At 61.5% G+C, this 21269-nt stretch carries 31 protein-coding genes; 8 read left to right on the forward strand and 23 right to left on the reverse strand.

The features are described 5' to 3' along the window. The 18 genes from CN673_RS00005 to CN673_RS00090 form a co-directional block, all read right to left on the reverse strand. On the reverse strand, positions 1 to 656 hold a 656-nt coding region (locus CN673_RS00005; RefSeq protein WP_198585843.1), incomplete at its 3' end, for a hypothetical protein. After that, positions 628 to 810, reverse strand: a complete 183-nt coding sequence (locus CN673_RS00010; RefSeq protein ID WP_099863695.1) for a hypothetical protein — start codon at positions 808 to 810, stop codon at positions 628 to 630. The genes CN673_RS00010 and CN673_RS00005, both read right to left, overlap by 29 nt. Positions 811 to 820: 10 nt before the next feature. Next, on the reverse strand, positions 821 to 3112 hold the full coding sequence (locus tag CN673_RS00015) for a hypothetical protein (RefSeq protein WP_099863698.1): 2292 nt from the start codon (positions 3110 to 3112) through the stop codon (positions 821 to 823). Positions 3113 to 3121: 9 nt separating this feature from the next. After that, on the reverse strand, positions 3122 to 3754 hold the full coding sequence (locus CN673_RS00020) for a phage tail protein I (protein ID WP_099863701.1): 633 nt from the start codon (positions 3752 to 3754) through the stop codon (positions 3122 to 3124). Between the two features lie 229 nt (positions 3755 to 3983). Next, entirely contained in the window at positions 3984 to 4859 is an 876-nt protein-coding gene (locus CN673_RS00025) for a baseplate assembly protein (protein ID WP_099863704.1), read from the reverse strand. Beyond that, entirely contained in the window at positions 4856 to 5275 is a 420-nt protein-coding gene (locus tag CN673_RS00030; RefSeq protein ID WP_099863707.1) for a GPW/gp25 family protein, read from the reverse strand. Before CN673_RS00030 ends, CN673_RS00025 begins: the two co-directional genes overlap by 4 nt. A gap of 10 nt (positions 5276 to 5285) precedes the next feature. Next, a complete protein-coding gene (locus CN673_RS00035) occupies positions 5286 to 5690 on the reverse strand; it encodes a hypothetical protein (protein ID WP_099863711.1) in 405 nt (134 codons plus the stop codon). Positions 5691 to 5703: 13 nt separating this feature from the next. Beyond that, positions 5704 to 5985, reverse strand: a complete 282-nt coding sequence (locus CN673_RS00040) for a PAAR domain-containing protein (protein WP_099863715.1) — start codon at positions 5983 to 5985, stop codon at positions 5704 to 5706. Positions 5986 to 5997: 12 nt separating this feature from the next. Then, a complete protein-coding gene (locus CN673_RS00045) occupies positions 5998 to 6477 on the reverse strand; it encodes a phage baseplate assembly protein V (protein WP_099863719.1) in 480 nt (159 codons plus the stop codon). Beyond that, positions 6470 to 7255, reverse strand: a complete 786-nt coding sequence (locus CN673_RS00050) for a hypothetical protein (protein ID WP_099863722.1) — start codon at positions 7253 to 7255, stop codon at positions 6470 to 6472. The genes CN673_RS00045 and CN673_RS00050 overlap by 8 nt, the downstream gene beginning before the upstream one ends. Beyond that, positions 7252 to 7698, reverse strand: a complete 447-nt coding sequence (locus tag CN673_RS00055) for a hypothetical protein (protein ID WP_157928727.1) — start codon at positions 7696 to 7698, stop codon at positions 7252 to 7254. The genes CN673_RS00050 and CN673_RS00055 overlap by 4 nt, the downstream gene beginning before the upstream one ends. Positions 7699 to 7728: 30 nt before the next feature. After that, positions 7729 to 8757 (reverse strand): major capsid protein, encoded by a 1029-nt coding sequence (locus CN673_RS00060; RefSeq protein ID WP_099863728.1) that lies wholly within the window; start codon positions 8755 to 8757, stop codon positions 7729 to 7731. A gap of 67 nt (positions 8758 to 8824) precedes the next feature. Continuing rightward, the gene (locus tag CN673_RS00065) at positions 8825 to 9208 is read right to left on the reverse strand and encodes a head decoration protein (protein WP_099863731.1); all 384 of its coding nucleotides are present in this window, start codon (positions 9206 to 9208) and stop codon (positions 8825 to 8827) included. A 36-nt stretch (positions 9209 to 9244) separates the two neighbouring features. Further along, a complete protein-coding gene (locus CN673_RS00070) occupies positions 9245 to 10552 on the reverse strand; it encodes a S49 family peptidase (RefSeq protein ID WP_099863733.1) in 1308 nt (435 codons plus the stop codon). Between the two features lie 3 nt (positions 10553 to 10555). Further along, positions 10556 to 10798: a hypothetical protein gene (locus CN673_RS00075; protein ID WP_099863736.1), complete on the reverse strand. Its 243-nt coding sequence runs from the start codon at positions 10796 to 10798 to the stop codon at positions 10556 to 10558. Beyond that, positions 10779 to 12404 carry a phage portal protein gene (locus CN673_RS00080; protein ID WP_099863739.1) on the reverse strand — a complete coding sequence of 542 codons (1626 nt, stop codon included), beginning with the start codon at positions 12402 to 12404 and terminating at the stop codon, positions 10779 to 10781. The genes CN673_RS00075 and CN673_RS00080 overlap by 20 nt, the downstream gene beginning before the upstream one ends. A 6-nt stretch (positions 12405 to 12410) precedes the next feature. Further along, positions 12411 to 14447, reverse strand: a complete 2037-nt coding sequence (locus tag CN673_RS00085) for a terminase gpA endonuclease subunit (protein WP_099863742.1) — start codon at positions 14445 to 14447, stop codon at positions 12411 to 12413. Next, a complete protein-coding gene (locus CN673_RS00090; protein ID WP_099863747.1) occupies positions 14347 to 14856 on the reverse strand; it encodes a hypothetical protein in 510 nt (169 codons plus the stop codon). Before CN673_RS00090 ends, CN673_RS00085 begins: the two co-directional genes overlap by 101 nt. A 93-nt stretch (positions 14857 to 14949) precedes the next feature. Here CN673_RS00090 and CN673_RS00095 point away from each other — a divergent pair, with 93 nt between their 5' ends. Further along, positions 14950 to 15492, forward strand: coding sequence for a DUF3489 domain-containing protein (locus CN673_RS00095; RefSeq protein WP_099863752.1), 543 nt, complete (start codon positions 14950 to 14952; stop codon positions 15490 to 15492). Between the two features lie 34 nt (positions 15493 to 15526). Here the strand turns inward: CN673_RS00095 and CN673_RS00100 are convergent, their stop codons facing one another. The 5 genes from CN673_RS00100 to CN673_RS00115 all read right to left on the reverse strand — a co-directional run bounded on the left by CN673_RS00100 (position 15527) and on the right by CN673_RS00115 (position 18309). Beyond that, positions 15527 to 15739 carry a DUF7220 family protein gene (locus CN673_RS00100; RefSeq protein WP_099863757.1) on the reverse strand — a complete coding sequence of 71 codons (213 nt, stop codon included), beginning with the start codon at positions 15737 to 15739 and terminating at the stop codon, positions 15527 to 15529. Beyond that, positions 15736 to 17061: a site-specific DNA-methyltransferase gene (locus CN673_RS00105; protein ID WP_099863760.1), complete on the reverse strand. Its 1326-nt coding sequence runs from the start codon at positions 17059 to 17061 to the stop codon at positions 15736 to 15738. Before CN673_RS00105 ends, CN673_RS00100 begins: the two co-directional genes overlap by 4 nt. 116 nt (positions 17062 to 17177) lie before the next feature. Further along, positions 17178 to 17369: a hypothetical protein gene (locus tag CN673_RS20735; RefSeq protein ID WP_157928729.1), complete on the reverse strand. Its 192-nt coding sequence runs from the start codon at positions 17367 to 17369 to the stop codon at positions 17178 to 17180. A gap of 124 nt (positions 17370 to 17493) precedes the next feature. After that, on the reverse strand, positions 17494 to 17673 hold the full coding sequence (locus tag CN673_RS20740; protein ID WP_157928730.1) for a hypothetical protein: 180 nt from the start codon (positions 17671 to 17673) through the stop codon (positions 17494 to 17496). Between the two features lie 36 nt (positions 17674 to 17709). Beyond that, on the reverse strand, positions 17710 to 18309 hold the full coding sequence (locus CN673_RS00115) for a hypothetical protein (protein WP_099863766.1): 600 nt from the start codon (positions 18307 to 18309) through the stop codon (positions 17710 to 17712). Positions 18310 to 18781: 472 nt separating this feature from the next. Between CN673_RS00115 and CN673_RS00120 the strand changes: the two genes are divergently transcribed. From CN673_RS00120 to CN673_RS00145, 7 genes are all read left to right on the forward strand, one after another. Then, on the forward strand, positions 18782 to 19048 hold the full coding sequence (locus tag CN673_RS00120) for a hypothetical protein (protein WP_099863769.1): 267 nt from the start codon (positions 18782 to 18784) through the stop codon (positions 19046 to 19048). Between the two features lie 63 nt (positions 19049 to 19111). Then, positions 19112 to 19348, forward strand: a complete 237-nt coding sequence (locus CN673_RS20745) for a hypothetical protein (protein WP_157928731.1) — start codon at positions 19112 to 19114, stop codon at positions 19346 to 19348. Further along, entirely contained in the window at positions 19348 to 19626 is a 279-nt protein-coding gene (locus tag CN673_RS00125; protein ID WP_099863772.1) for a hypothetical protein, read from the forward strand. Before CN673_RS20745 ends, CN673_RS00125 begins: the two co-directional genes overlap by 1 nt. A 99-nt stretch (positions 19627 to 19725) precedes the next feature. Next, positions 19726 to 20034: a hypothetical protein gene (locus CN673_RS21025; protein WP_198585844.1), complete on the forward strand. Its 309-nt coding sequence runs from the start codon at positions 19726 to 19728 to the stop codon at positions 20032 to 20034. After that, positions 20031 to 20375, forward strand: a complete 345-nt coding sequence (locus CN673_RS00135) for a hypothetical protein (protein WP_099863775.1) — start codon at positions 20031 to 20033, stop codon at positions 20373 to 20375. The genes CN673_RS21025 and CN673_RS00135 overlap by 4 nt, the downstream gene beginning before the upstream one ends. Beyond that, positions 20362 to 21066: a hypothetical protein gene (locus CN673_RS00140; protein ID WP_157928732.1), complete on the forward strand. Its 705-nt coding sequence runs from the start codon at positions 20362 to 20364 to the stop codon at positions 21064 to 21066. The genes CN673_RS00135 and CN673_RS00140 overlap by 14 nt, the downstream gene beginning before the upstream one ends. After that, positions 21063 to 21260 (forward strand): hypothetical protein, encoded by a 198-nt coding sequence (locus tag CN673_RS00145; protein WP_099863784.1) that lies wholly within the window; start codon positions 21063 to 21065, stop codon positions 21258 to 21260. The genes CN673_RS00140 and CN673_RS00145 overlap by 4 nt, the downstream gene beginning before the upstream one ends. The last annotated feature ends 9 nt before the right edge of the window (positions 21261 to 21269 follow it).

A 21269-nucleotide genomic window follows, 5' to 3' on the forward strand; every position in this document is an offset into this window, starting at 1 on the left:
TATCCATAGCCGCCACCACCACCGCCCCACAGTTCTACAAAATAGGCAAAATCATCGTCTTCCTTCGTGAACGTACCCGACGCTGTGAACACCTCTTTGACGACATCGCCCGCAAGAGCCGCGATGGCCTGCGCAGTCCGAAGCGGGGTCATGGGCCGCGAAGCATTGACGCCTCCAATGGCATCAGACTCCGAAGCCCAATTGACGGTCAAGCCGCCCGCAAAGGAAAACGTGAACGCCTCCGGGCCATCGAGCGCCCCCGAGATGCTGTCGATATAATCGCTGAGCTCGTAGAACGCCCCTTGCGCATTGACGTTCTCGTATATCCCGTAATTCGGGATCGTGATGTTGATCGCCTCGACGCCGCCCTGCTGAAGCGCGGCCAATTGGTCTTCGGCGAGATCGAGCTGTTCGTTGTAATCCCCGATCCGCTGCCCGATCTGGTCGAGTTGATCGGAGACGGCGTTCTCGATGATGGCTTCGGCCATCGCTGTGCCGGCTTCCTGCGCGGCCGCATAACCCGCCGCAACGACTGCCTCGATGTCGTCCAGCCGCAAGGCCACATCGCCGAACGCAGCATTCCAGACCGCCGGCGACAAGGTGAAGTTGACGGTAACTTGATAGCCGTCAGATCGGTTCGGCAGAAGCGATGACATCGGGTCCATACTCCGAGACGAGGCGGTTCAAGAGCGAGCCCACCGCGCGATGCTCGTCGCGCGGCAGGTATTTCAGACGGCCGGCATAGGCCGGGTAGGCGACGCGCATTCGATAGGTCTGCCCGTCGCTATAGGGCTCAGTGCTTTCAGCCATGGCGTGATCCTCAGAAGGCGTTGAGTTGGATGTCCTGGACGAACGGCACGTTGATCTGGCTGTTCGTGTGGCCGTCCACCTTGAGACGGCAGGCCGATGCCGCGGCCCCCAGTGTGAAGTTGGCAACGAAGGTCGACCGCGACGGTTTTTCAGGATCGACCGTCTCGCTCACGGATGTTGCCGCCACCACGCTCCCGTCAATGATGAGAGAAGGTGTGAAGTCGTGGTTGATCGCCTGATAGGCGTCGACATTCATCACGATCTGCAGCTCGTCGGTGGCAAAGCCGAAGTCGAGTTCCTGGCTGACCGCCTCCATGTTGTGCTTCATGCGCCCGGTGATCGAGAGCGCATTCGTGTCGAGGATGATCGACGGCGCGACATCCTCCGTCCCGACGAAGACGGCCCGCAGCTGAACATTTGCCGGCAGATTGGCGAGAGGGTTATCCTCCCGCTCGTCCATCGGCACCCATTCGCTCTGGCCCTCCGCCTTCACTTCCCAGACGAGCCGCGTGAAGTCCGGCTCCCAGCCCTGGTAGACCATGCGCAGTTCCGACATGCCGCCGGTAAGCTGCAGGTTCTCGAACGGCACGACCGTGCGCGACGCTTCGAAGCGCGCCGCATTGAGCCGGAACGATATGTCTTCGCGGATGTCGCCCTGCGACCAGATGCCATCGGACGACACGAACATCGTTCCGCCGGGGAAGGCATTCTCGCCGGTAGCTGCAAGCTGGTGGTTGCCGGTCGTTACCGTGAAGAAGCCGTAACGCTTGCCCTGCTCAAGCAGCGTTGGAGGGATAGCGAACTTGTTCCACGCATTGACCTGAAGGTCGCCTTGCGGCTTGTTCACCTTGGCGATGACGGACGAATAATCCGGCGCGCCAGATGGCGTGATCTCGCAGATGCAGAGCAGCACGTCACCTTCCGACCCGACGCGGGTGAAGTAGAGCTCAAGCGACGTTGCAACCATGATCTGGCTGCAGACGAATGTCTGGCCGTAGACAGCGCCCGACAGGCCGAACTGCTCGGTGTGATAGGTCGTATAGGTCGACGTGAACGTGTCGCGAATGACACGCTGCGCAGCAAACTGGCTATGGCCGTTCTGCGCCGTCGCCGTCTGGTTCCAGGGATTGTCGGTCTTGCCTTTGGAGACAAACTCCTGGCCTCCGACTGCAAAGATTTCACCGGCCTTCCGACCACCGATGGATTGCCAGCCAACCGTGTTCTCGCACACATTGATCGTTTCGCCATAGCGGATCGATGTATGGGTCGTCTGGTGCTGCGTCGCCGTGGTGATCGTGTGGACGGTGTTCGCGATGTCCTTGCGCAGACTGCCAAGCTTGTTCTCGATGCGGCGGCGCTCGGTGTAAGCCGGAAGCACCAGCGTATTGTCGTAGATGTCGATGTCGCTTGACGCCGGGTTCAAGAGCCGAAGCTGCGTCTCGCGTTGGTTCTCGTACGGAAAGCGGATGCCCTCCAGAACCCGCATGTCCGCGCCGACATAGGCGAAATCCCAGAAGTCTCGCAGGAGGCCCTGATCGAAATAGTAGTTTCGTGCTTCCTCGGGAAAGTTAAGCAATTGCCGCGTGATCGAGACATCGCGCGTGATCTGCCGAAAGATGCGTGGATCGGGGATCAGCTTGAACTTGGCCGCAAGGTTAGCCATGTCAGTCTGGATGGTTGCCGTCGTCTCGACCACAACCTCGATCGCCTGCTCGACAGCCGTCAGTCGGCCATCGAGCTCATAGACGGTTTTCACGCGTGCGCCGGAATTGGAAACGATTTCGGCGATGCCCGAGGTCGTCAGCCTGACGAACGCGACACAGCAATCGTTCTCGGCAACGGTCGGGCGCAGAGCTGGCGGCGGTGCGATCGGCCCCGTCTGCACCACGACGCTCATGTCGAGCGAGTGATACTTCGGCGTCGACTGGTTGACCGGGACGCTTTCGGTGAGCGGCTCTTCGGATGTTTCGAAGGCTCGCGTCGCGTTGCTGGTCACGGCCGAACCGCGCAGGATGAGGGCAACCCACCGCTCGTCGCCGGACACCGGCGGCTTATAAGACTGGAGGTTGACCTCGATCGGCGCTTCGTTGGTGTAGACCGCACCCTCCTTGTGGTAGGCGCCGGGAGAAAGCTGCACCACGTCCGAGGTCAGTTCAGCAACCGTGATCCGGGACCAGTGTGCCGGCCAGCCGAGCGCCGCTCCATGGATCAGCTCATCGCCGTCCATGGCGAAGATGCCGATGCTGCTGAGGTCTTCCGGCGAAGCGATCTCGGCATTGGAAAAATCAACGCGCTTGTTCATGTGTCATCCTCAAAGTCGCGCACGATCGACGTAACCGCCGAAGGGCGCTTCGCCATCGAATGGCAGGGCGTCGCCGAAGGTCGCCGGACGGCGCCAGGCAAATGAGATCAGGTATTCGGTCTCCGGTGCCTTGGAGACCTGCAGCGCGCGCTTGGCGCGGCGGATCGGCTCAAGATCAGGCTGGCGCAGTGCCGCCATCCCGACGGCCGAGCGGCCGAGGACGAAGGCATTCACCGGCTTTGTCAGATAGACCCGCACGAGATACCGCGCCTTGAATGGTGGATGGCCGATCGGTGTGATGCCGATGGCCGAGCGGCCGAAGACGAAGCGCGCTGGATAAGCCACGGTGTCGATCACGTCAGCGTCGACATAGGCCAGATAACGAACGACCCCCTCATGGGTGCCTTTCAGTTTCGCAAGCTCCGTCGCCTCGTTGACCATCTGCCGCTTGCGCGACATCGACCAATCGCTGAACCACAGGTCGACACTTTCGTGCCCCGCAAGGAACGGGACGAAATTAACCGGGGTCTCTTCAGCATTAACCACGTCGCGGATTTGGATCGGCAGATGGTCGGCCGAAATCTTCGCGAGGGCCTCTTCCGTCGTGCTCGAATGGCGCGGAAGGATCGATGCGTCATTCATTTGCGAGATACCCGATGTGGAGAATTGATCCGAATACGAGTGCTCAGTGAAAGAGGGGACGGGGTCGTGCGCGAAAGGAAATCGCTTCGCGTTAAGGTCTGCCGAACCAGCGAAACAGAACGGCGAACTTCCTCAAAAACATCACCACGAAAGAGGTCGACGTCCATGTTCTCGGTGTTTTCGCAAACCGATATCCGGTCCCGACCAATGGTTTTCCTTACGCCGTTCATCATTGCGCCTCCACGGTCAGATTGATCGACGTAAGAACAGGCACGGAATAGGGATCAGGCGGTATTACGACCGGCGCAAGATCACGAACAGAGATGATGCTCGGCCCAAAGGCTGCGCCGACAAGATAGCCAGGAGGGATTTCCTCGCCGATCTTCGTTCGCGCATCACCGGCCGCGCGGATACGCGCTTCGGCTTCCTGCATAACGACCGAAGCATCTGGCCCGTCGCGAACGACAAGAACCATGTCTACGGCGTACTCTACCCGCTTCGCGGCGATTACCGCGACGCTGACGGCCTCTGGCTTGACACCGGGGGCGCGAACGGCAGCGCTCACAAGCGCGCGCTCGACTTCCGTAGGCGCGGCTCCCGCCGGGCCAATGATGACAATGTCCGTGTCGCCGCGGCGCCCGTGTACCTGGAAGCCGTTCACGCGCACGTCATGAAGTTGCGGCCAAGCCTTCATGGCTTCGGAGACGTATAGACCGGCCGATCCGGCCGACTGCCGATCGAATGAGGCCATGTAGCGAATAAGGAACCGATCGTCGCTTTCCATGACGGCCGGGGTGGTTCCAACGGCCGGCGTGACGACGAGCCTTTGCAATCCCTGGCGGGCAGCGATTACATCCAAATCCGCCCCGGAAGAAAGCGGGGCAAGGACGGCGCGGGTGGCGTCGTTGATCCGCAGCCGCATCAGCATTTCGCGAGTGGCGTAAGCCTGGATCAATTTCTTGACGATCGCGCTTTCCGTCTGAAGAACCGGCGCAACCTGAGGGAACCGCGCAACTAGATCGGCCTCGATCTCCGCAAGGATTTCCTCGAAATCCACTTCTTCGATGATGTTCGGCTTCGGCAGCTTTGATAGATCGATGCTCATGCGTCCCTCGCTCTAAGTCCCGATCCGTCACGGAAGACGTTCACCCTCCGAGCACCTTCAGCCGAGAAGTCACCGAGAAGCGCACGGGGCCGATAGATGCCCTCAAGGCGCACTTCAAAGTGACCATTGCGATCGACACTGATCGGCACGATCCGGCTGATCTGAAAGCGCGGCTCCCACTGATCGAGAGCGGAGCCGATCGCGGCGAAGAAGTTGATGACTGTCTCTTCGTTCAGGTTCTCGCCGAGAAGGCGAGGGACCATCGATCCGAACCACTCGCGCATGATGCGCTCGCCGAACGAGGTAAGCATGATCTCGTCGATGCTTTGGACGACCTGATCCCAGCCGGTGATGTTCCCGCCAGTGACGCGATCGATGTCGACACTTGGACTTAGAAGATCGACCGCGTCTGCCATGGTGGGCTCCTTACTTGGCGTTGATCGCCTCCGCGATCTCAGCCTTCGTCATGCTCGACTTGACCTCGACGCCGGACTTCTCCGCCATTTCGATCAACTCGTCTTTTGTGTGATCGCTTGGATCGACCGGCTCATCCGTGGCGCCCTCGGCGCCTTCGTCGGCAGGATCGACCCCGCCTTCCGCTCCTTCGTCGCCGGCCTCCGTGCCTTCTTCCGCGTCTTCTTCAGCTTCCGGCCGATGGACGATCTCCAGGTCATCCCCCTTCACTTGCAGGACGACGCGGCCATTTCGGGCAACGCCACCGAATGTCAGGAAGACCCGGTTCGCATTGATCGAGAGCGCCGCCGTCATCGCGCGCGGGTCTTTCAGCCGCTCGCGCAGAAGGGTTTCGAGATCGTCTTCGCGTTTCGTCATTTCGGTTGCTCCTTTAAGGGATGCGGAAGAAGCCACGTCCCGATGTTGCGTGGCCGCAAGACGCCAGATGACCGGCCCGGCATACAGGGATGCCGCCAATTCTGAATTTCGATGTCGCCGTTGCCATTGTTGGCCCGGCGATGTGCGGATTGCCCGGCGGAACAAGCGGCGGATGCGGTGTGACCGGATCGCCCAGGACGACCGCGATGATGCCACGCACCTTAAACTTCGATTGCCCGCCGCCCATCTGCGAGCCGCCGGCCGTATCGACGCCGACGCAAGCGATCCCAGGCATCCGCGTCTCCTGTCAGTCGAACTGATAATCGGGGGCGCTCATCCGCAGACCGTCGCCGGATAGGTCGAAGGTCGAACCCCCGCATTCGAGGCGAACCTTCGGGCCGCTGATGACAAGCACGTCGCCGGCAAAGCCGATTGTGAAGCCACCGAAAGTGATCACGTTCGTCTCGGCCGTGTCCCCTGGCGACTTGTCGGCGTCCGACCAGCTTGAGGGCATCGCTACCCCCTGCTTGAAGTCGCCACTCTCGCTCAAGATGACCATCGATTGCCCCTTGCGGGGCGGGATGTGGGCTTTGAGGGCGCCCGAATGCTGCGCATAAGGGATCGGCGGGGATAGATACGGGCCGTCGGCGCCTTCCCCCAACTTCAGGCGAACCGTCTGTGCTGCCGTATCGACCTCTTCCACCGGCCCGCGCCGCACCATTCCGGCGACGCGCGCTTCAAGCGCGAGAACACGAAGGGTCAGCGCTTGGAGCGGATTGTCACTCATCCGGCAAGTTCCTGTCGATTTCGGCCTGATCAATCACGCCGATGCCTTCGATTTCGACCTCGTTCCATTCGACCGGCTCTTCCGGTGGAAGGTACGGGCCGAAGATGCCAATACCGCGCGCCTCACTGTCGGTAAGCCCGATCGACCGCGCCGCCCTACGCCACTCGGGAATGGGCTCGCCGACGATTGCGCTTCGGACTGCGGACGCAAAATGCTGGTAGGCTTCGTCGGCTTCGAGCGCATCGATGAATTCGAGCCAAACCCCCTCGATCGCCACCCCGAAGGGAGGCTCGGCCAGGGGCTCGACCGTAAGGATGATCTGCTTCGCCGCGAAGCGCGTGCCGCTCGCGCTCGCACCGCGGCGCGTCAGGACACTTCCGACCTGGGGTGCAAGCTTTCGGAAGATCGAAGCCCACGGCCCGCTTGAGCCGTATAGGGCGCGCATGATCTGCCGCGACATGAGCGCGAGTGATAACTCGAGCCCGGCATCGGTCGCCGGGATATTGACGGCACCTTCTTCGCTGTTTGCATTCGTGGCTGAACCGAGAACCGCTTCGATGATCAGGTCTATTGATCGGTCGCCGGCCAGCACGTCGCGCCCTTTGGGCGACACTCGCTCGTCTTCCGTCGATACGATGATCAGCGGCTTCGCCCCTTCTTTCGAGACAAGCTCGTCGAGGGAAGAGATCGCGCTGTCGTAGACCTTGCTCTCCGCGATTGTCGCGCCTTCGATCAGGCGGCGGGCTGCAAGGCGGATAGCAAGGGCTGCAATGCTCATGGCGACGGGTCCGCTTCAGGCGGGAGCGTCGCCGCCCCGCGCGTCATAAATAGGCTCATATCGCCGTTGTCGTTCGGATACGCGGCGATGACCGTGAAACTGCGCGGCCCACCTTCGCGTGCGGTTGCTCGCACGATGTCGCCTCGTTTGGGGCGCCATTCGAGCGCGTCTACGGTCTCGGATGCTATCCATAGAACCGGGTCGTCCGTCACGATCCGGGCGCCGCCTTGGAAGTCGCTGCCCGGGCCAGTCACTTGACCCTTGAGGCCGACACTTTCGGATGCGGTCATCAAGACCGCCGTGATCTGCTGGATCGGCCGCGAATTATCGTGGGCCGTCGAATAGTCTGTCGATGTCATCGGGATAAGGTCGATGTCCTCGCCGTGCACCTTGGCAACCGCCGCCTGTGCGCGACGGGCTGCTCTATGAAACGGCGAGGACATGATCGACTTTCCTTATCCGCGGGCTACAGCTTAACCGCTTGCGGCGCTGCTACCCTTGAGCAGCACCTTCGGGCGGGTGCAGATTTGCAGTGCGTTCGACTGCATCTCGCCGTTGATGCCCTTGTCGTTCGGCATCGGCCATTGCTTCGAGTAGAGGCGACGGCCAAGCGTGTTGACGGTCTCGATGTAGTCCGCAGGCCCGTAATAGGTGCGGAAGAGGCCGGGGACGCCAGTCGGGAAGATGTGTGCTTCCTCGACACCGACGCCGATGCCTTCGCCATCGATCTCGCCGTAGTTCTCCCACACGATGCCGCCGAACTCGAAGATCGGGTTCGAAGCGCGGTTCGGGCCGATATAGCTTTCGCGCAGGATTTGCGCGTCAGACCAGCCCTTGTAGGTCTCGCGTACTTCGGGGTGCTTCAGGAGCTTGTCGAAGAAGTTGTCTCCGACGAAGGCATGAAGATTGCCGAAGCTCAGACCTCCAAGCTGCTTGCGCGCCAGACGGATTGTCTGGACGCACTTCTCGCGCAGCGCGCCGTCTGCCGGATCAGCCGCAGACAGATCGAAGTAGATCACGCCTTGCTGCTGGACGCCGAACTGATCGAATAGGTTGAGCGTGGTCCCGTCAGCATAGGTGACGATGCCCTTCACCGCGCCCAGGCGCGCATGCTCTTCAGTGACTTCGAAGTCCGCCATGTTGGCATTCATCTTCTCGCCAACGACCTGCTGGACGGTGCGAAGCTGCGTCTCGGAGCCAAGAGCGCGGATGCCCTGAACTTCGTCTGCATAGACATGCCAATCGCGCTGGAAGTGCGGGATGGTGATGTTCTGCAGCTTGCGCTTCGGCATGTCGCGCGTTTCGCCTGGGGCGCCGCGCGGGGACGGCTTCACAAGCTGGAGGATGTCGCCGATGCTTTCGATCGCAATCGAAGTCGTCGAGACGGCAGTCGAAGAGAAGAGGCCGAGATCGCGGATGCGCGAGGGCCGGTATTTCAGTTCATTGACCACGTCCGTCAGCGCACTGACCGAGAACGCGGAATTTCGGAAGATGTCGAGCATCCTATTTTTCCCATAAAAAAGCCCGCTCGAAGCGGGTCAAAAGAATTCGAGGGGCTGATCGCGGCGCTTAGTAGCGAACGATGATCCCGGCGTCGGCAAGCTGGGCGACCTTAGCCGCCCGCTTGGTGTCGTCGTTGACGGTATCGTCGAGCGTCAGGATGTGGCCGTTGACCTCGGCATCACGCTCGATGATCGCGATTTCCTGGTCAGCGTCCGTTGCATCGCAGCCGTAAAGGGCGATGGCTACGCCGGTTTCCGCGCCTTCGCTGCCGACGACTTCGGCATTGCCAGATGGGATCATCTTCCCGCTGGCGGTGATGGCGCCGAGGACCGTGCCGGGCGCCACAACCCCGGCGCCGGCAGCGATGGTCGCCTTACCGCGGCTGCGGTGGAAGTTGGCCTCCGACAGGAGGAATTCGCCGGGGTGCCGGCCTTCTTCGAAAGTGGTCATTTCGGGGTTCTCCGATTGAGGACGAGGCGACGCGTCTTAAGCGACGCGCGCGTTGATGTTGTCGACGACGCCCGACCAGCCGGCCTTGGCGGCGGCGATCGGCTCTTCCTCTCCGCCTGCGCCCATTTCGGCGGCGCCGGCCGCGCGCTGCTCGATCGTGAGCGTCGCATCGGCCTTGCCCGTTGCACCTGCCGGTGCAGAGGCGAGAACCTTCTCGGCGGCTTCCGCCGACATGTCGGTTTCGAAGGCAAGCGTCATTGCCATTTCGGCGCGACCCTTGGCGGCATCGCAAGAAAGGATCGACTTGATCCGCGCAGACGCCTCGGTGGCGCCTTCCTTGCGAGCGGCGGCGACTGCGGAAGCGTGGGCTTCAGCGGTAATGGTGTTTTCGTTCTCCCCGGACATACGGGCTGTCTCCTGTGCGGTTTGGCCCGATGGACCGGGCTTGGATGGCGAAGCGAGAAGTTCGGCAAGCGTCCCGATCCGGTCTGCGAGACCGGCGTCGATGGCCTGTTGTCCGATAAAGGTTTTCGCCTCGGTTCGACGGGCGGCGGCGGCGGTCGTCCGCTCGCCTCGCCCGGCTTCGACCGTTTCGAGGAAGCGGTCATAGAAGGTCATCACGTCGCGCTGAAGCGAGGCGCGGACCTCTTCGGTAAGCGGGCCGAAAGAATTGCCGTCCACCTTGTGGGCGCCCGCGTGAATGAAGGTCGGCTTGACGCCCTTCGCCTTAAGCTCGTCCGAGCGATCAAGGTGAAGCATGACGACACCGATCGACCCCACGACAGAAGTCGGAGATATCACAACTTCCGTAGCCGATGCGGCAATGCCGTATGCGGCCGAAGCCGCAACATCGTTGATAAAGGCCACGATCGGCTTTTGCTCCCGAAGCGCGCGAACCGTAGCCGCGAGCCCGAACATGCCGGTCGCCTCGCCGCCGAAGCTGTTGATGTCGAGGATGATCGCCGAAATCTCGGGATCGCCTGCCGCGTCCATCAACTGCGCCTCGATCCCCTCATAGGAGACAAGGCCGGACGAAGCGCCGATCCAAGCGCCTCTATTAACGAGTGAGCCATCGATCGTGATGATCGCCGTGCTCCCCATCTTCCGCGTCAGGCCATACCCCCGCGCGCTATCGCGGCGGTTCGTCCCAACAAAGCGGCTTGCCTGGGGATGCAGCGCGGCCGGGGATTGATCCCCGGCCTGCGCGCCCTCATCGCCTGCCTCAAGCGAGCCGGGAAGGATACGGCCCTCAAGAGCGGCAAGGATGACTTCCGCCTTCGACGGATCGAGAAGGAGGGGCCGGTTTAGAACCCTGTCGGCCAGCAGGGGAAGGTGTCGGTTCATCGTCTACCTCGGCATGATTGCGAAGCGACGGGGCCGCTTGCCGTTCCTGATCGCGCAGGCGTTGTCAGCCGCGGCAATCTCCTGGTCGAGCCTCGTAAGGTTCGCCGCAGAGTACTTGACGCGCTGCCGACCGCCGTTGCCGCTTTCGATGTCAGTCTCGACGACGCCGACCCCGGTGATGATCTCATCGCGGATCGCGCGAAGCTCTTTCGCTCGCTTGCAAGGATCATCTTGCTCGATCGGCATCGTCGTCCTCGCTTGCTTCTGCTTGCTGCCCCGGGGCGCCGCCTACGTTGTTCTGGACCGGCTCGGGGAGGCCATAGTGCTCCCGAAGCTTTCGCTCTCGATCCCGCTGCGCGTAGACATCCTCGATGTCTACGCCGAGATCGTTCGCGATCATCTCGTCGGTGATGACGCCCATGTTCCGGTAGACCTCATGCGCCTTCGCGCTCTTGAGATCGTCTGCCTGGGGCTTCGGTGCTCCCGGCCATTCGGCGCGACAAGCTGCCGTCCGGTTGGCAAGGAAAGCATCGATCCCGCCCGGGAAGGGCACGTCCCCGTTCTCGATCGCCTCTTCAAGCCATGCCTCGTAAATTGGCTGGCAAAGCGGGGCGACGATATGCTTCCGGCGCATCGACGTGATCGCGAAGATTTCGGTCCCAGCCATACGAACGGACGAGTAACTGGCATCCGAATAGTCGCCAGTCGCGCTCTCGTATGTCAGCCCCAGGCAACGCGCCAATTCCCGAAGGAGATGAAGCGAGAAGTCCTTGTAGGCCGTCGTCGGCTGGTTGGGCGAAAGGAACTCCATCTTCTGCCCGGGGAAAAGCTGCGCGATGCGCCCGCCCATCCCGACATCGATAGAATTCCCGTCGTACCACCCGGCCTGCGCCTGATACCAAGCCTCAAAGGGCGATACGCCCTCCGCTGCCATCATCGCTTGCTCTTGCGGCGAAAGAAGCCCCTGAAGGATATCCTCCGTCGGCGCATCCGATTGGACCGCAGCGGCAAAAACCGTCTGGATCAGCGACGCAAGAAGCGTCGCGTCCGCAAGCTGATCAAACTGCTTGGCGACCTTCAGTCCCGGGGTCAGGGGTGAAATGCCCCGGACCTGTCCGGGTAGCCCCTGGAATACGAGGATCACCGCCGGCCGTCCGAGCGCATCGCGAGCCGGGACAAGCGCGTCATACTCGCCGATCAACGGGTGCTTACGCCGAGCCACGTAGGCTATCGGCAGACCGTCGGCATTCATTTTCACGCCAGACTTCACGCGATTGAGCGGGTCGTCGGTGCGCGAAAGCTTATGCGGCGACAATAGCCGGACCTTCGTCCCGTAGCGCGAGCCGTAGCGACGCCGATAGACGATCTCGGCGAGGATTTCCCCTGTAGCGAACCACTGCCGAAAGGCCGCGTCCTGCATCTGGCCGATCGTGCGCCGCCCCTCGATGTCGCATTCAAGCGGGTTGTTCGCCCAAAGGCTGAAACGCTGCTCGACCAGCTTCCGCCACTTCTGCGCGTCCGCTTCGGACATTCCGAAAAGCTCGTTCTCGGGCATGCACCGTAAGCGCAGGCCGTTTCCGACCGTATTCGCTGCGGCCTGCTCGATCGCGCCGGCAATCCATCCGCTGTTCTGGATGACATCGACGGCCCGTCCCGCCGCCGCGTCCCAGGCGGCGGCTACATCGTCGGAGACATCGCGCAGGGCAGGGCGCCAAGTCGACATCGTGACGCCGCGGCCACCGCGCATGAACTCGGATCGGACATGAGCAGGCGCCCCCAATCCGCTGTCCGCGATCGTCGGCGCTGCCGCCCCGCTATCACGCTTGAGCGGAATTTGGGGAACTCGAAGCATCGGGCATTACCTCATGCGCGCCCCGAGATTTCGGAAGCGGTTGCGGAGATCGACAGTCTTTGGAGCCGGCGGCATCGGATCGTCGTCATCATCGTCCGGTACATCTTCGGCCGGGGAGGGCGTAGGGCTGCTCTCTTCTTCATCACCCCACGAGCGAACGACCCCTTCGGGGATCGTCTGAACGTTGAGCGAATAGCCAGCCACCGCCACAAGGGCTTCACAGTCGAAGAAGTGATTGTCTTTGCGCTGCTTGACCCACTTCGGCTTCGGCGAGCCCGGCTCGACGACGCGCACTTCCGACAAGACTTGCCGCGCATATTCCTCGTCGGCGCCTTGGTGCAGGAAGAACGCCCCGCTTTGCTCGATCGGTGTCTTGATCCGCGAGTGCACCAACCCCTTGAAGAAATCGGTGTTCACATGGACAAGATTGATCGAATAAGGGCGCTTCGAGCCGTCCGGTTTGACCTCGATTTTGGCGACCGAGTAAGGCCGGCCGTTCAACGTGTCCCGCCCCTTGGTTGGAAGGCAAAGAAACGAATAACGCCGACAGAACTCGTAGACTTTGTGTTCCGACCCGGCATCCGTCTTGTTCGGACGGAAGCCACTGTCGATCATGACCTTCTCAATGTGCAGCCCAGCGATCGGCGCGAGCATGATGTTGGCGAGATCGCCCCACACCACGTCGTCGTCGGTCATTCCGTGCAGGATGCCGTAGTCGAGAAGGAACGATGTCCCCCGCGAGCCGAAGCCGCGGATGACGTAGTAGAGCGTGCGCTTGCCCACATCGACGCCCATCGCAACACGAATAACCTCGCGCGGCGCGGATCGCGCCGGGTAGGGGCGGACGTTCTCTCGCAAGAGCGTCTGCCATTCCGGCAGATCGCCCCCACCCTCGGCGTAAAGCTCGCCGAAGCCGGCGTTGACCGCCGTCTGTATCTTGTCCGGCTCGCCCGAAAGGACGGCGTTCAGATATCGTTCGGCGCGATCGCCCCACGTCACGAAAGGCGAGCAGAGGCCGGAATTCCACGTCGAATACGTGCTGTTCTCTGGCACGTTCCGATCTGCGAATGCGTCCTCGATGGTCTGGCCGGGCGCGATCATCACGCCCTTCGCATTCATTTCGGCCTTATGGTGCTCTTCGATCGGGTCCGCGCAGCCCTGCGGGCATTGCAGATAGGCCGAACGCTTCGCTTGAACGGGCGTCGCACCCTTCGGCCACTTCAAGTGCTTCAGGCGCGGGACGAAGAACTCGCCGCAGTGCGGGCAGGGCCACGCCCAATGATGCCGCGTCCCTTGCTGCCAAAGCCGCCAGATGGGGCTTTCGATTTCTTCGGCGCTTCCGGTCTTCCAAAACTCGAGCCCCGATACGGGGTCGGTCTCGGTTTCTACGATCCCGCGGCCCGGTGTCGAAGTGACGACGGTCACGAAGTCCGCGTAGGTATCACCACGCGCCAGGACAAGGCCGAGCGGATCGCCCTGGCCTCGAATGTTGGCGAGCATCTCATCGTATTCGTCCACGATCGCCATCCCCGCCGGATCGGACTTCAGCGCCGTCGAAGAACCCGCATGCGCAAGCCGGATGGGAACGCCCGCGACGATCTTTTTCGTCTTCTTCATGCGCTTGCCGCGCGCGACCTTCGCCTTAAGCGTCTCGGCCTCATCGAGCAGGCCCATAAGTCGGGGCTCAAACTGGTCGGTGTTGAACTCTTTCGACGGGCCGACGTAGAGGATCGGAACCGGCCGCTGCGACAGGCGCGCGCCGATCAGGTCAAGAATGTTGTCAGTCTTGCCGGACTGTGCCGACATCATCGCCACGGAAAGCGCATAGCGGCCCGAGTGGGCCGCGCGAGCGAAGTGGACGCCATAGGGCGTAAGCATCGGGTCACGATCGCCGGGAACGCCGGCCGTCTTCGGATACGTGCGGTTGTTCGCACCCCATTGATCAGGTGTCGTCAGGGCTTCCGGTTGAAGGAAGCTCTCCGCCCTTCTCAAAAAATTCGGCAGATGCTGCGATGGCTTTCGCGATGCGCTTGAGGCTGTCATTTACTTCGGCTTCCAGCTTGCGGCGCAATTCCATGTCGCGCGTCGTCCGGGCCGGCATGCCGTCGAATTCTTCGCGGACCTTGCCGAGAACGATATCGAATGCCGCCTGGGCGTCCTCAATCGGGACCAATTGGCGAAGGCGCTCCCTGATCCGAAGGTCGATTTCGGTCGCCTTGGCGTCCTGCATCCGCGTCGCTGTCGCCGATTTCGACGACCGGCGCTCTTCGTCCTTGAGGAAGCGGATGTAGCCTTGCACGGCGCCGACGAGCGTCACCTTCCCGCGCGCAATGCGCGGGATGTAGTCCATTTTGCAGAGTTGGCGGACGCGCTCTTCGCTGATCATCAGTAGGCGCGCGGCCTGGGCGATTGGAATTGTGCCTGCCTTATCGGCTTCCTGCTTCGGCGCCATAGGCTTCCACCTTTTTCCAACCACACATCATTTTCGAGTTGCTGTTTCCAACGCCAGAGCTATGTGTTCATCACCGAAAAGGGAGATTGATCGATGACGAAGGCAGAACTCACCGGCAAGGAAATCTCGATGCTGACCGCAGAGCTTACGGGCGGCGGCTTCAAGCGATCAGCCAATCGGGAAGCGGCCGTTGCGCGCTTCCGCAGCGCCGCCGCAGAGGCGGGTATTTCCAATCCTGACAACATCCTCGCCATGAACTTTGAAGACGCTCAGGCCTCACTCAAGCCAAAGCCTGTCGCCACCGGTGGCGAAGATGGGGCGATCGAACAGGCCCTGCGCGAATTCATCGGCGGGGATGAGCGCAGCCACGTTTTCATGCGTGATCTTTTCCGCCGGGTCTTCCAGGCGGGCGCGGCGTCGAAGCCGGCCCGCAAGCCCCGCGAGCGCACCGGCCCGACCAAGCGCGAGATCGCCGCAGGCCTCCTGATGCGCCCCGAAGGGGCGACCTCGAAGGAAATCCTTGAAGCGACCGGCTGGCCGGCGGTTTCCGTCCCGGCCATCGCCCGGGCAAGCAAGCTTTCCCTTCGAACGGAGAAAGACGGGCGCGCCTCCCGGTACTTCGGAACGTCCTCCTGACAGTCAGAGTATCCCCGATCTGAGAAGCCGCCGGTCAACCCCGGCGGCTTTCGAATATCCGGCGCAGGACATAGCCGCGAGCCAGCGAAACGATCGTGAAGATCGCCCCCATCGCCATGCTGTCCGAAAGCCGCGCTGGCAATCCGAACCACGGAAAGATGACAAGCTGCGTCGCGACCGCCAGCCAATAGCCGACCAAGACGTTCGTCGCCGCTTCGAAAAGCGACATCGCCCGACTTTGTTTCACGCCGCTTCCTTCGTGCGCTCGGCACTGATCTCGGCGAAGGTCTGCCCCGTTTCAGCGTGGGTCGCCTCTTCCCCGGTGAACGCTTCCCATCGCTTGATTGCAACGTCGACGTAAGCCGGGTTCAACTCGATGGCGAAGCAGCGCCGGCCGCTCATTTCCGCCGCGATGATCGTCGTCCCCGAGCCGCTGAACGGCTCGTAAACGGCGTCGCCCGGCTCGGAATTGTTCTCGATCGGACGTTTCATGCACTCGACAGGCTTCTGCGTTGAGTGCCCGGTTTCCGATCGGGACGGCTTCGGGATTTCCCACAGCGTCGATTGCTTGCGACCGCCGTGATAGTGACCCTTTCCACCCTTCCGAACCGCATACCAGCAAGGCTCATGCTGCCAGTGATAGTCGCCGCGACCGATAGCGAACTGCTGTTTCGCCCAAATGATCTGCGATCGGATGGCGAAGTCGGCCGCATTCAGGCTTTCGGAAACCGTCGCCGCGTGGATGCCGGCGTGCCAGACGTAAGCAACCTCTCCGGGGAAAAGTGCCCACGCCTCGCGCCAGTCGGCGCGGTCGTCGTTTAGAACCTTCCCGACTGCTCGCGCACCAACGACTGTGCCATTCTCACGCAAGATGCCATTTCGGAAGGCGGCATCGTATTCGACGCCGTATGGCGGGTCCGTCACCATTAGGTGCGGTTTCTCTCCGCCAAGCAGTGCTGCGACCGTTTCGGCATCCGTGCTGTCACCGCAGATGATCCGGTGATTGCCGAGCAGCCAAATATCGCCGGGAAGGCTTACCGGCGCCTCCGGGGCTTCTGGCGTTTCCTCGGGGTCGGCTTCGCCAGCATTTCCGCCAAACTTAAGCAGGCGATCGAGTGACTTCGTATCGAAGCCGGTCAGGCCCAGGTCGAATTCTGCCTCGCTCAAGAACGTCAGTTCCAGCTTGAGAAGCTCGTCGTCCCATTCGCTCGTTTCCGCAAGCCGGTTATCGGCGAGCGTGTAGGCGCGGCGCTGCTCTTCCGACCAGTTGCTGCAGTCGATGACCGGGACGAAGCCCGCCGGGAGGTTCCGCCCCGACGGGAGCCGGATCGGATCGCCTGCTTCGAGCAGCTTCATCGCAGCCAAGCGCCGGCCGTGGCCGGCTATGATCACGCCGCCATCGTCGATGTCGGCAAGGATCGGATTTGTGAAGCCGAACTCCCGCATCGCCCCAGCGATCTGCTCAATCTGGTCTTCGGGGTGGGTCCGGGCATTGCGCGGGTTCGGCGTCAAGTCGGCAATCGGAACAAGCCGCCCATCGAAGGCGGTATCGGCGGCGTTCTTCGGCATTTTCGGCGTCCTATAACCGCAAGCTATACAAAACAAACAGGCGATTTCATTTTCTTATAAATACGCGAATTTCGGGGGGCAGCGGCTCCGCGCCATTCGGGGGGCGCGAAAGGTACCTAACCCGGGGGGTGCGCAATATTCTTTCGCGAGGCCGAGGGGTGCGGGGTCGCACGGGGTCGGCGTGGTGGCTGCGACGGGAAGGGGAGGAAGGCGTCGGGATGGCGGATGGTGATGAGGGTGATGCCGATGATGAATGCGGCGATGATTGCGAAGAGGACGCTGAAGCCGATGATGATCGTCGGGTCCATAGGCCACCCTTCTTGTTGGATGGAAGGTGGGGCCGGGGCTTCGCCCCGCCCCTTCGGGGCTCTTCCCCCTATGGTGTTTTCCCTTCCCCCCTTGAGGGAGATGATAGGGCTGCGGATGTGCAGGCTATTCCTCGCTCGACAAGGCGGCGAGCAGGAGGAAGGACATCAGCCCGCCAAATCCTCCTGGCTGGTCAACTCCACCACGACTTTGAAAGTCACGCTGGCGCTTCATTGCGTCCTGCGCCTTCTTCCGAAGCTCGGGGTCTTCGGGAAGCAGCGGCGGCGGTGCGGATGGGATGCCCATGTTAATTTTCGCTCCCGCTTTTGAGGCGCTTGCCGATCAGAACTTGAGCGCGCGGCTGATCTCGTGGAAGACGCGCTGCGGCAGCATCGTCGCTACCGTCTGCTCGAAGGTCCGCCGGCTTTCGCCGCGGACCATCTCTTCAGGGATCGAAGGACCGAACATCATCTCGACCGCGTTATTGCGGCCTGACCTTGTGTTCGGCCCGCGCGTGTTCGTGAAGACGTGGCCATTCCCGACGTAGATGCCGGATCGATACGTGCCGGCGTAGATGAAGGCGCCGGGGAAGCGCTGCGTCTGCCCCCACACCTTGGCGCGAACGCCCCAGGAGAATTGCTTCGGCCGGAATTCCTTGAGGGGCAGCGGGCGACCTGTCGCCCAGATCACGCCTTCCAGCGCGCCCATGCCTCCTGGCCGGACTTGCCGCTTCTTGATCTCCTTGCGGACGCGACCGGCTGTAAGGCTGGTTTGCTTCGCAACTGCGCGGACGACGCGGCTGTGAACGGTATTGGTTACGCGATTGACTGCCCGGGCAAGCGCCTTGTGCGCCTCTCGTTCGCCGAGAGCGCCGAGCATGTTGCCATATCGCTCAAGGACTTCATCGCGCGTCTCGATGACGACAAGCGGGTTCTTAGCCATCGCTGCACCGTCTCTTTATCTGGCGCCGTACCGACCTTACCGGCGGCGCGCGGCTTGGGCCGCGTCCGCCTCGTTCGGTGTCTTGATTGCAATGAGATTGTAAAGCCCGCTGCTTGTTCCCGCCGCTATCCAATCAATGAGCGGGCTTTGTATGTGCACGGATCGAGCCTGATGACGCGAAGAAAGCAGCCATTTTGTCTCATTCGTCAAGCGGATTTTTTCGCATCATTCGCCATTGACGTATGGAGGGATCGCAAAAATCGAGGAAGATCAACGGTGTGACACGATGCAAAAAAATTCGCTGCGGGGCCTTGGGAACCCACTCAAATGATTGACCTATATCTTGTGCCGCTCATCTAAGCCGCCACAATTACCGAATATTTCCGACAATTTCCAACCGATGCGTTGTCAAATCCTACGATTGATTGTAAATCTCCAACGTCGATAGAGAACGACCGATGGAGATACCCGAATGAAGACCGCCGAAGACCGCATCACTTCCGCCCATTGCTTCCAAAGAGGCGCTCGCGTTGCCCCTCTCAACGCTGAGGTCGCCGACACCCTGGCCCGCCGCAAATTCTTCAAGCGCGGCGTCGGCACTTGCGTTCGCGAAGACGCATTCATTCCGGCAACCGGAACCGTCGTTGGTCGGGCTGGCGATTACGCCATGGTTCATTGGGACAGCAAGCCGAGCGGCTGGGATGAGGCCGTCCACCCGGCCAACATCAAGGCGATTTAGGAGCCTTCCGGTTTCCCGCCCGGAGGGCGGGTTTCCCGAATGCTTGGCGAAAGGGGAATTCCGATGAAAGACTGCCCAAACTGGCCGAAGTGCGACTGCCCGAACGGCTTCCGGCTTCAATCCTGCCCAGTGCTTCAGGAGCGCATATCGCTCGCGAAGGATCACTCCGAACTCTTTACGGCAACGACCCGGGCGATCGTTTTTGTGGTGGCCGTCGTGGCGCTGCTTCTGGCGGGCGTCCAGCTTGCCGGCGCGCTTGGCGACCTTGACCGTAAGATCGAGCTTGAGGCGCGGGTCTGATGGAAGCTGAAGCGATCACCATCTACGACACGCTCAGCGCCTTCCTTTCCGATCCCGCTGCGCCTGAGCGCCCGCATGTCCCGCCTGGGGGATGCTGCGGCCATCGCGACAACAGCCACATGACGTTCCTCGCGATGACGATCAGGAAGACGCGCAGCAACACCGAGCGCCTCCGCAAGCTTCAGGACTACGCCGTCCTTCTTGAACAGGTCGCCCCCGGCGATCCCTGCGTCGGCCGCGTAATGTCCTGGCACCGGGAACTGATCGGGGCGCGCTAAAGGCGCCCCTCCTTTCCATCCCCTTTTCCAAGGATTGCCAGCCTATCCGCCCACACCGGCCGATAGACGGGCAATCAGGCCCGGAAGGGAGAATAGCTGATGAAAAGCATGGATAGCGTCGTCGAGGCCGTGCGCGCCGACCTTCTTGCCCGATCACAGACGGGGATTGAGAAGTACGGAAAGACGCTCGATCGCGAAGACCTTTGCCTGCGGGAATGGCTGCAGCACGCCTACGAAGAAACGCTCGATCAGGCCAATTACCTCAAGAGATCAATCATGGAGATCGATGCCGTCAGCAATGAATGGCCGATCGACAAGGTTCTCCTTTCACCACGCCGCGCGGCCGATGAAATCGCCCGGCTCCGGGTAGGGCGAGGCCAATCATTTACCGAAGGAACATCATCATGACGGATAAGACGGATAAGGGCGCGTGGCGCTATTCCATCAACTACGGGCCGGAAGGCGAGGCGAATTATGCCAACGTATATGACGACCAAGGTGATCTAGTCGGCAACTTCAAGATACGACATGCCATTGCGGTTGTTCGCGGTGCCAACGCTATCGACCGGCTGGAAAGCGCCGAGCGGGCGCTGCGGGCTTCCATGCGCGCCGCCGAACTGGCCATCTTCGTGGTCCGCAAACAAGGCGTCATGCCAAATTCAAGTTGGTCGGCCGGGTTCAAAAAAGACATGGACGCCGCCCTCGCTCACCAACAGAAATATGGAGGCAAGACCGATGCGGATAACTGACGAAATGCTGGAGCGTTGCGCCGCTCTTATCGGCGGCGGATCGACCTTTAGCCAAGAGGATCGGATTGAAACGGCGCGAGCGATACTGGAAGCCGCCATGCCCGACCCGGTGACGGATGATCCGGTTGCTTGGCGAACCGTAGGCAAGAGGGGTGACCCTCTCTTCAAGACGGCAGTCTACGAAATTGAAGGCAACGCCAAGAAGGTCGCCGAGCACCCCGAAACACCTGCTGTCAGCTATGAACCCCTCTATTCCGCCGCCACAGTCGCCCGCCTGCAAGCGGAGCGGGAAACGCAAGCAAAATTGTATCGGCAAGCTCTTTCCCGTGCCAAGCGCGCCGAAGCCGAGCGGGACGAGCTAGAGCGCGCACACGATGTGACATGCAACGTCCTGGCGGACACGACCAGACAGGCCACCGCCGCCGAAGCCGAGATCAACAGGCTGCGGGAGGCGTTGACGCCGATTGTGCGGCTGATCGAGAGTGTCGATGCATACGCGGCGGAATATCTCCGCGCCAACCCCGGCGAAGGAAAAGCCGACGGCATGACTGACAATGAACTGGCGTCGCTTTTTGCTCCAGACAACCAAGCCTGCTTAACTGACGGCAAAATCAAAAGCCCCGTCAAAATCACATGGGGCGATCTTCGCGTGATCCGATCAGCCCTCAGCACAGAGGGGGATGGGCGGTGAGCGAAGTGGATCAGACACAAGCGGAAGAGCTTCTGAAGGCAGCGAAGAAGCTCATCGCTGCAGTCGACTACGACGTGAACGGTATTCGCGGGAAGGGCGGTAATGGTGGCCTTACTTCTACCGACACGATCCGAGCCGCGGACGAAGCGCGGCTTGCTATCTACCGATACGAGCGGAAAAAGAATGAAGAATGACGAACTTCC

This window comes from Neopararhizobium haloflavum, from assembly GCF_002750855.1.
Classification (GTDB): Bacteria; Pseudomonadota; Alphaproteobacteria; order Rhizobiales; family Rhizobiaceae; genus Georhizobium; species Georhizobium haloflavum.

What these genes read in the sequence shown, in the direction of transcription:
- CN673_RS00010 (WP_099863695.1), bottom strand. Translation starts at nt 810, where the DNA reads ATGGCTGAAAGCACTGAGCCCTATAGCGACGGGCAGACCTATCGAATG.
- CN673_RS00015 (WP_099863698.1), bottom strand. Translation starts at nt 3,112, where the DNA reads ATGAACAAGCGCGTTGATTTTTCCAATGCCGAGATCGCTTCGCCGGAA.
- CN673_RS00020 (WP_099863701.1), bottom strand. Translation starts at nt 3,754, where the DNA reads ATGAATGACGCATCGATCCTTCCGCGCCATTCGAGCACGACGGAAGAG.
- CN673_RS00025 (WP_099863704.1), bottom strand. Translation starts at nt 4,859, where the DNA reads ATGAGCATCGATCTATCAAAGCTGCCGAAGCCGAACATCATCGAAGAA.
- CN673_RS00030 (WP_099863707.1), bottom strand. Translation starts at nt 5,275, where the DNA reads ATGGCAGACGCGGTCGATCTTCTAAGTCCAAGTGTCGACATCGATCGC.
- CN673_RS00035 (WP_099863711.1), bottom strand. Translation starts at nt 5,690, where the DNA reads ATGACGAAACGCGAAGACGATCTCGAAACCCTTCTGCGCGAGCGGCTG.
- CN673_RS00040 (WP_099863715.1), bottom strand. Translation starts at nt 5,985, where the DNA reads ATGCCTGGGATCGCTTGCGTCGGCGTCGATACGGCCGGCGGCTCGCAG.
- CN673_RS00045 (WP_099863719.1), bottom strand. Translation starts at nt 6,477, where the DNA reads ATGAGTGACAATCCGCTCCAAGCGCTGACCCTTCGTGTTCTCGCGCTT.
- CN673_RS00050 (WP_099863722.1), bottom strand. Translation starts at nt 7,255, where the DNA reads ATGAGCATTGCAGCCCTTGCTATCCGCCTTGCAGCCCGCCGCCTGATC.
- CN673_RS00055 (WP_157928727.1), bottom strand. Translation starts at nt 7,698, where the DNA reads ATGTCCTCGCCGTTTCATAGAGCAGCCCGTCGCGCACAGGCGGCGGTT.
- CN673_RS00060 (WP_099863728.1), bottom strand. Translation starts at nt 8,757, where the DNA reads ATGCTCGACATCTTCCGAAATTCCGCGTTCTCGGTCAGTGCGCTGACG.
- CN673_RS00065 (WP_099863731.1), bottom strand. Translation starts at nt 9,208, where the DNA reads ATGACCACTTTCGAAGAAGGCCGGCACCCCGGCGAATTCCTCCTGTCG.
- CN673_RS00070 (WP_099863733.1), bottom strand. Translation starts at nt 10,552, where the DNA reads ATGAACCGACACCTTCCCCTGCTGGCCGACAGGGTTCTAAACCGGCCC.
- CN673_RS00075 (WP_099863736.1), bottom strand. Translation starts at nt 10,798, where the DNA reads ATGCCGATCGAGCAAGATGATCCTTGCAAGCGAGCGAAAGAGCTTCGC.
- CN673_RS00080 (WP_099863739.1), bottom strand. Translation starts at nt 12,404, where the DNA reads ATGCTTCGAGTTCCCCAAATTCCGCTCAAGCGTGATAGCGGGGCGGCA.
- CN673_RS00085 (WP_099863742.1), bottom strand. Translation starts at nt 14,447, where the DNA reads ATGACAGCCTCAAGCGCATCGCGAAAGCCATCGCAGCATCTGCCGAAT.
- CN673_RS00090 (WP_099863747.1), bottom strand. Translation starts at nt 14,856, where the DNA reads ATGGCGCCGAAGCAGGAAGCCGATAAGGCAGGCACAATTCCAATCGCC.
- CN673_RS00095 (WP_099863752.1), top strand. Translation starts at nt 14,950, where the DNA reads ATGACGAAGGCAGAACTCACCGGCAAGGAAATCTCGATGCTGACCGCA.
- CN673_RS00105 (WP_099863760.1), bottom strand. Translation starts at nt 17,061, where the DNA reads ATGCCGAAGAACGCCGCCGATACCGCCTTCGATGGGCGGCTTGTTCCG.
- CN673_RS20735 (WP_157928729.1), bottom strand. Translation starts at nt 17,369, where the DNA reads ATGGACCCGACGATCATCATCGGCTTCAGCGTCCTCTTCGCAATCATC.
- CN673_RS20740 (WP_157928730.1), bottom strand. Translation starts at nt 17,673, where the DNA reads ATGGGCATCCCATCCGCACCGCCGCCGCTGCTTCCCGAAGACCCCGAG.
- CN673_RS00115 (WP_099863766.1), bottom strand. Translation starts at nt 18,309, where the DNA reads ATGGCTAAGAACCCGCTTGTCGTCATCGAGACGCGCGATGAAGTCCTT.
- CN673_RS00120 (WP_099863769.1), top strand. Translation starts at nt 18,782, where the DNA reads ATGAAGACCGCCGAAGACCGCATCACTTCCGCCCATTGCTTCCAAAGA.
- CN673_RS20745 (WP_157928731.1), top strand. Translation starts at nt 19,112, where the DNA reads ATGAAAGACTGCCCAAACTGGCCGAAGTGCGACTGCCCGAACGGCTTC.
- CN673_RS00125 (WP_099863772.1), top strand. Translation starts at nt 19,348, where the DNA reads ATGGAAGCTGAAGCGATCACCATCTACGACACGCTCAGCGCCTTCCTT.
- CN673_RS21025 (WP_198585844.1), top strand. Translation starts at nt 19,726, where the DNA reads ATGAAAAGCATGGATAGCGTCGTCGAGGCCGTGCGCGCCGACCTTCTT.
- CN673_RS00135 (WP_099863775.1), top strand. Translation starts at nt 20,031, where the DNA reads ATGACGGATAAGACGGATAAGGGCGCGTGGCGCTATTCCATCAACTAC.
- CN673_RS00140 (WP_157928732.1), top strand. Translation starts at nt 20,362, where the DNA reads ATGCGGATAACTGACGAAATGCTGGAGCGTTGCGCCGCTCTTATCGGC.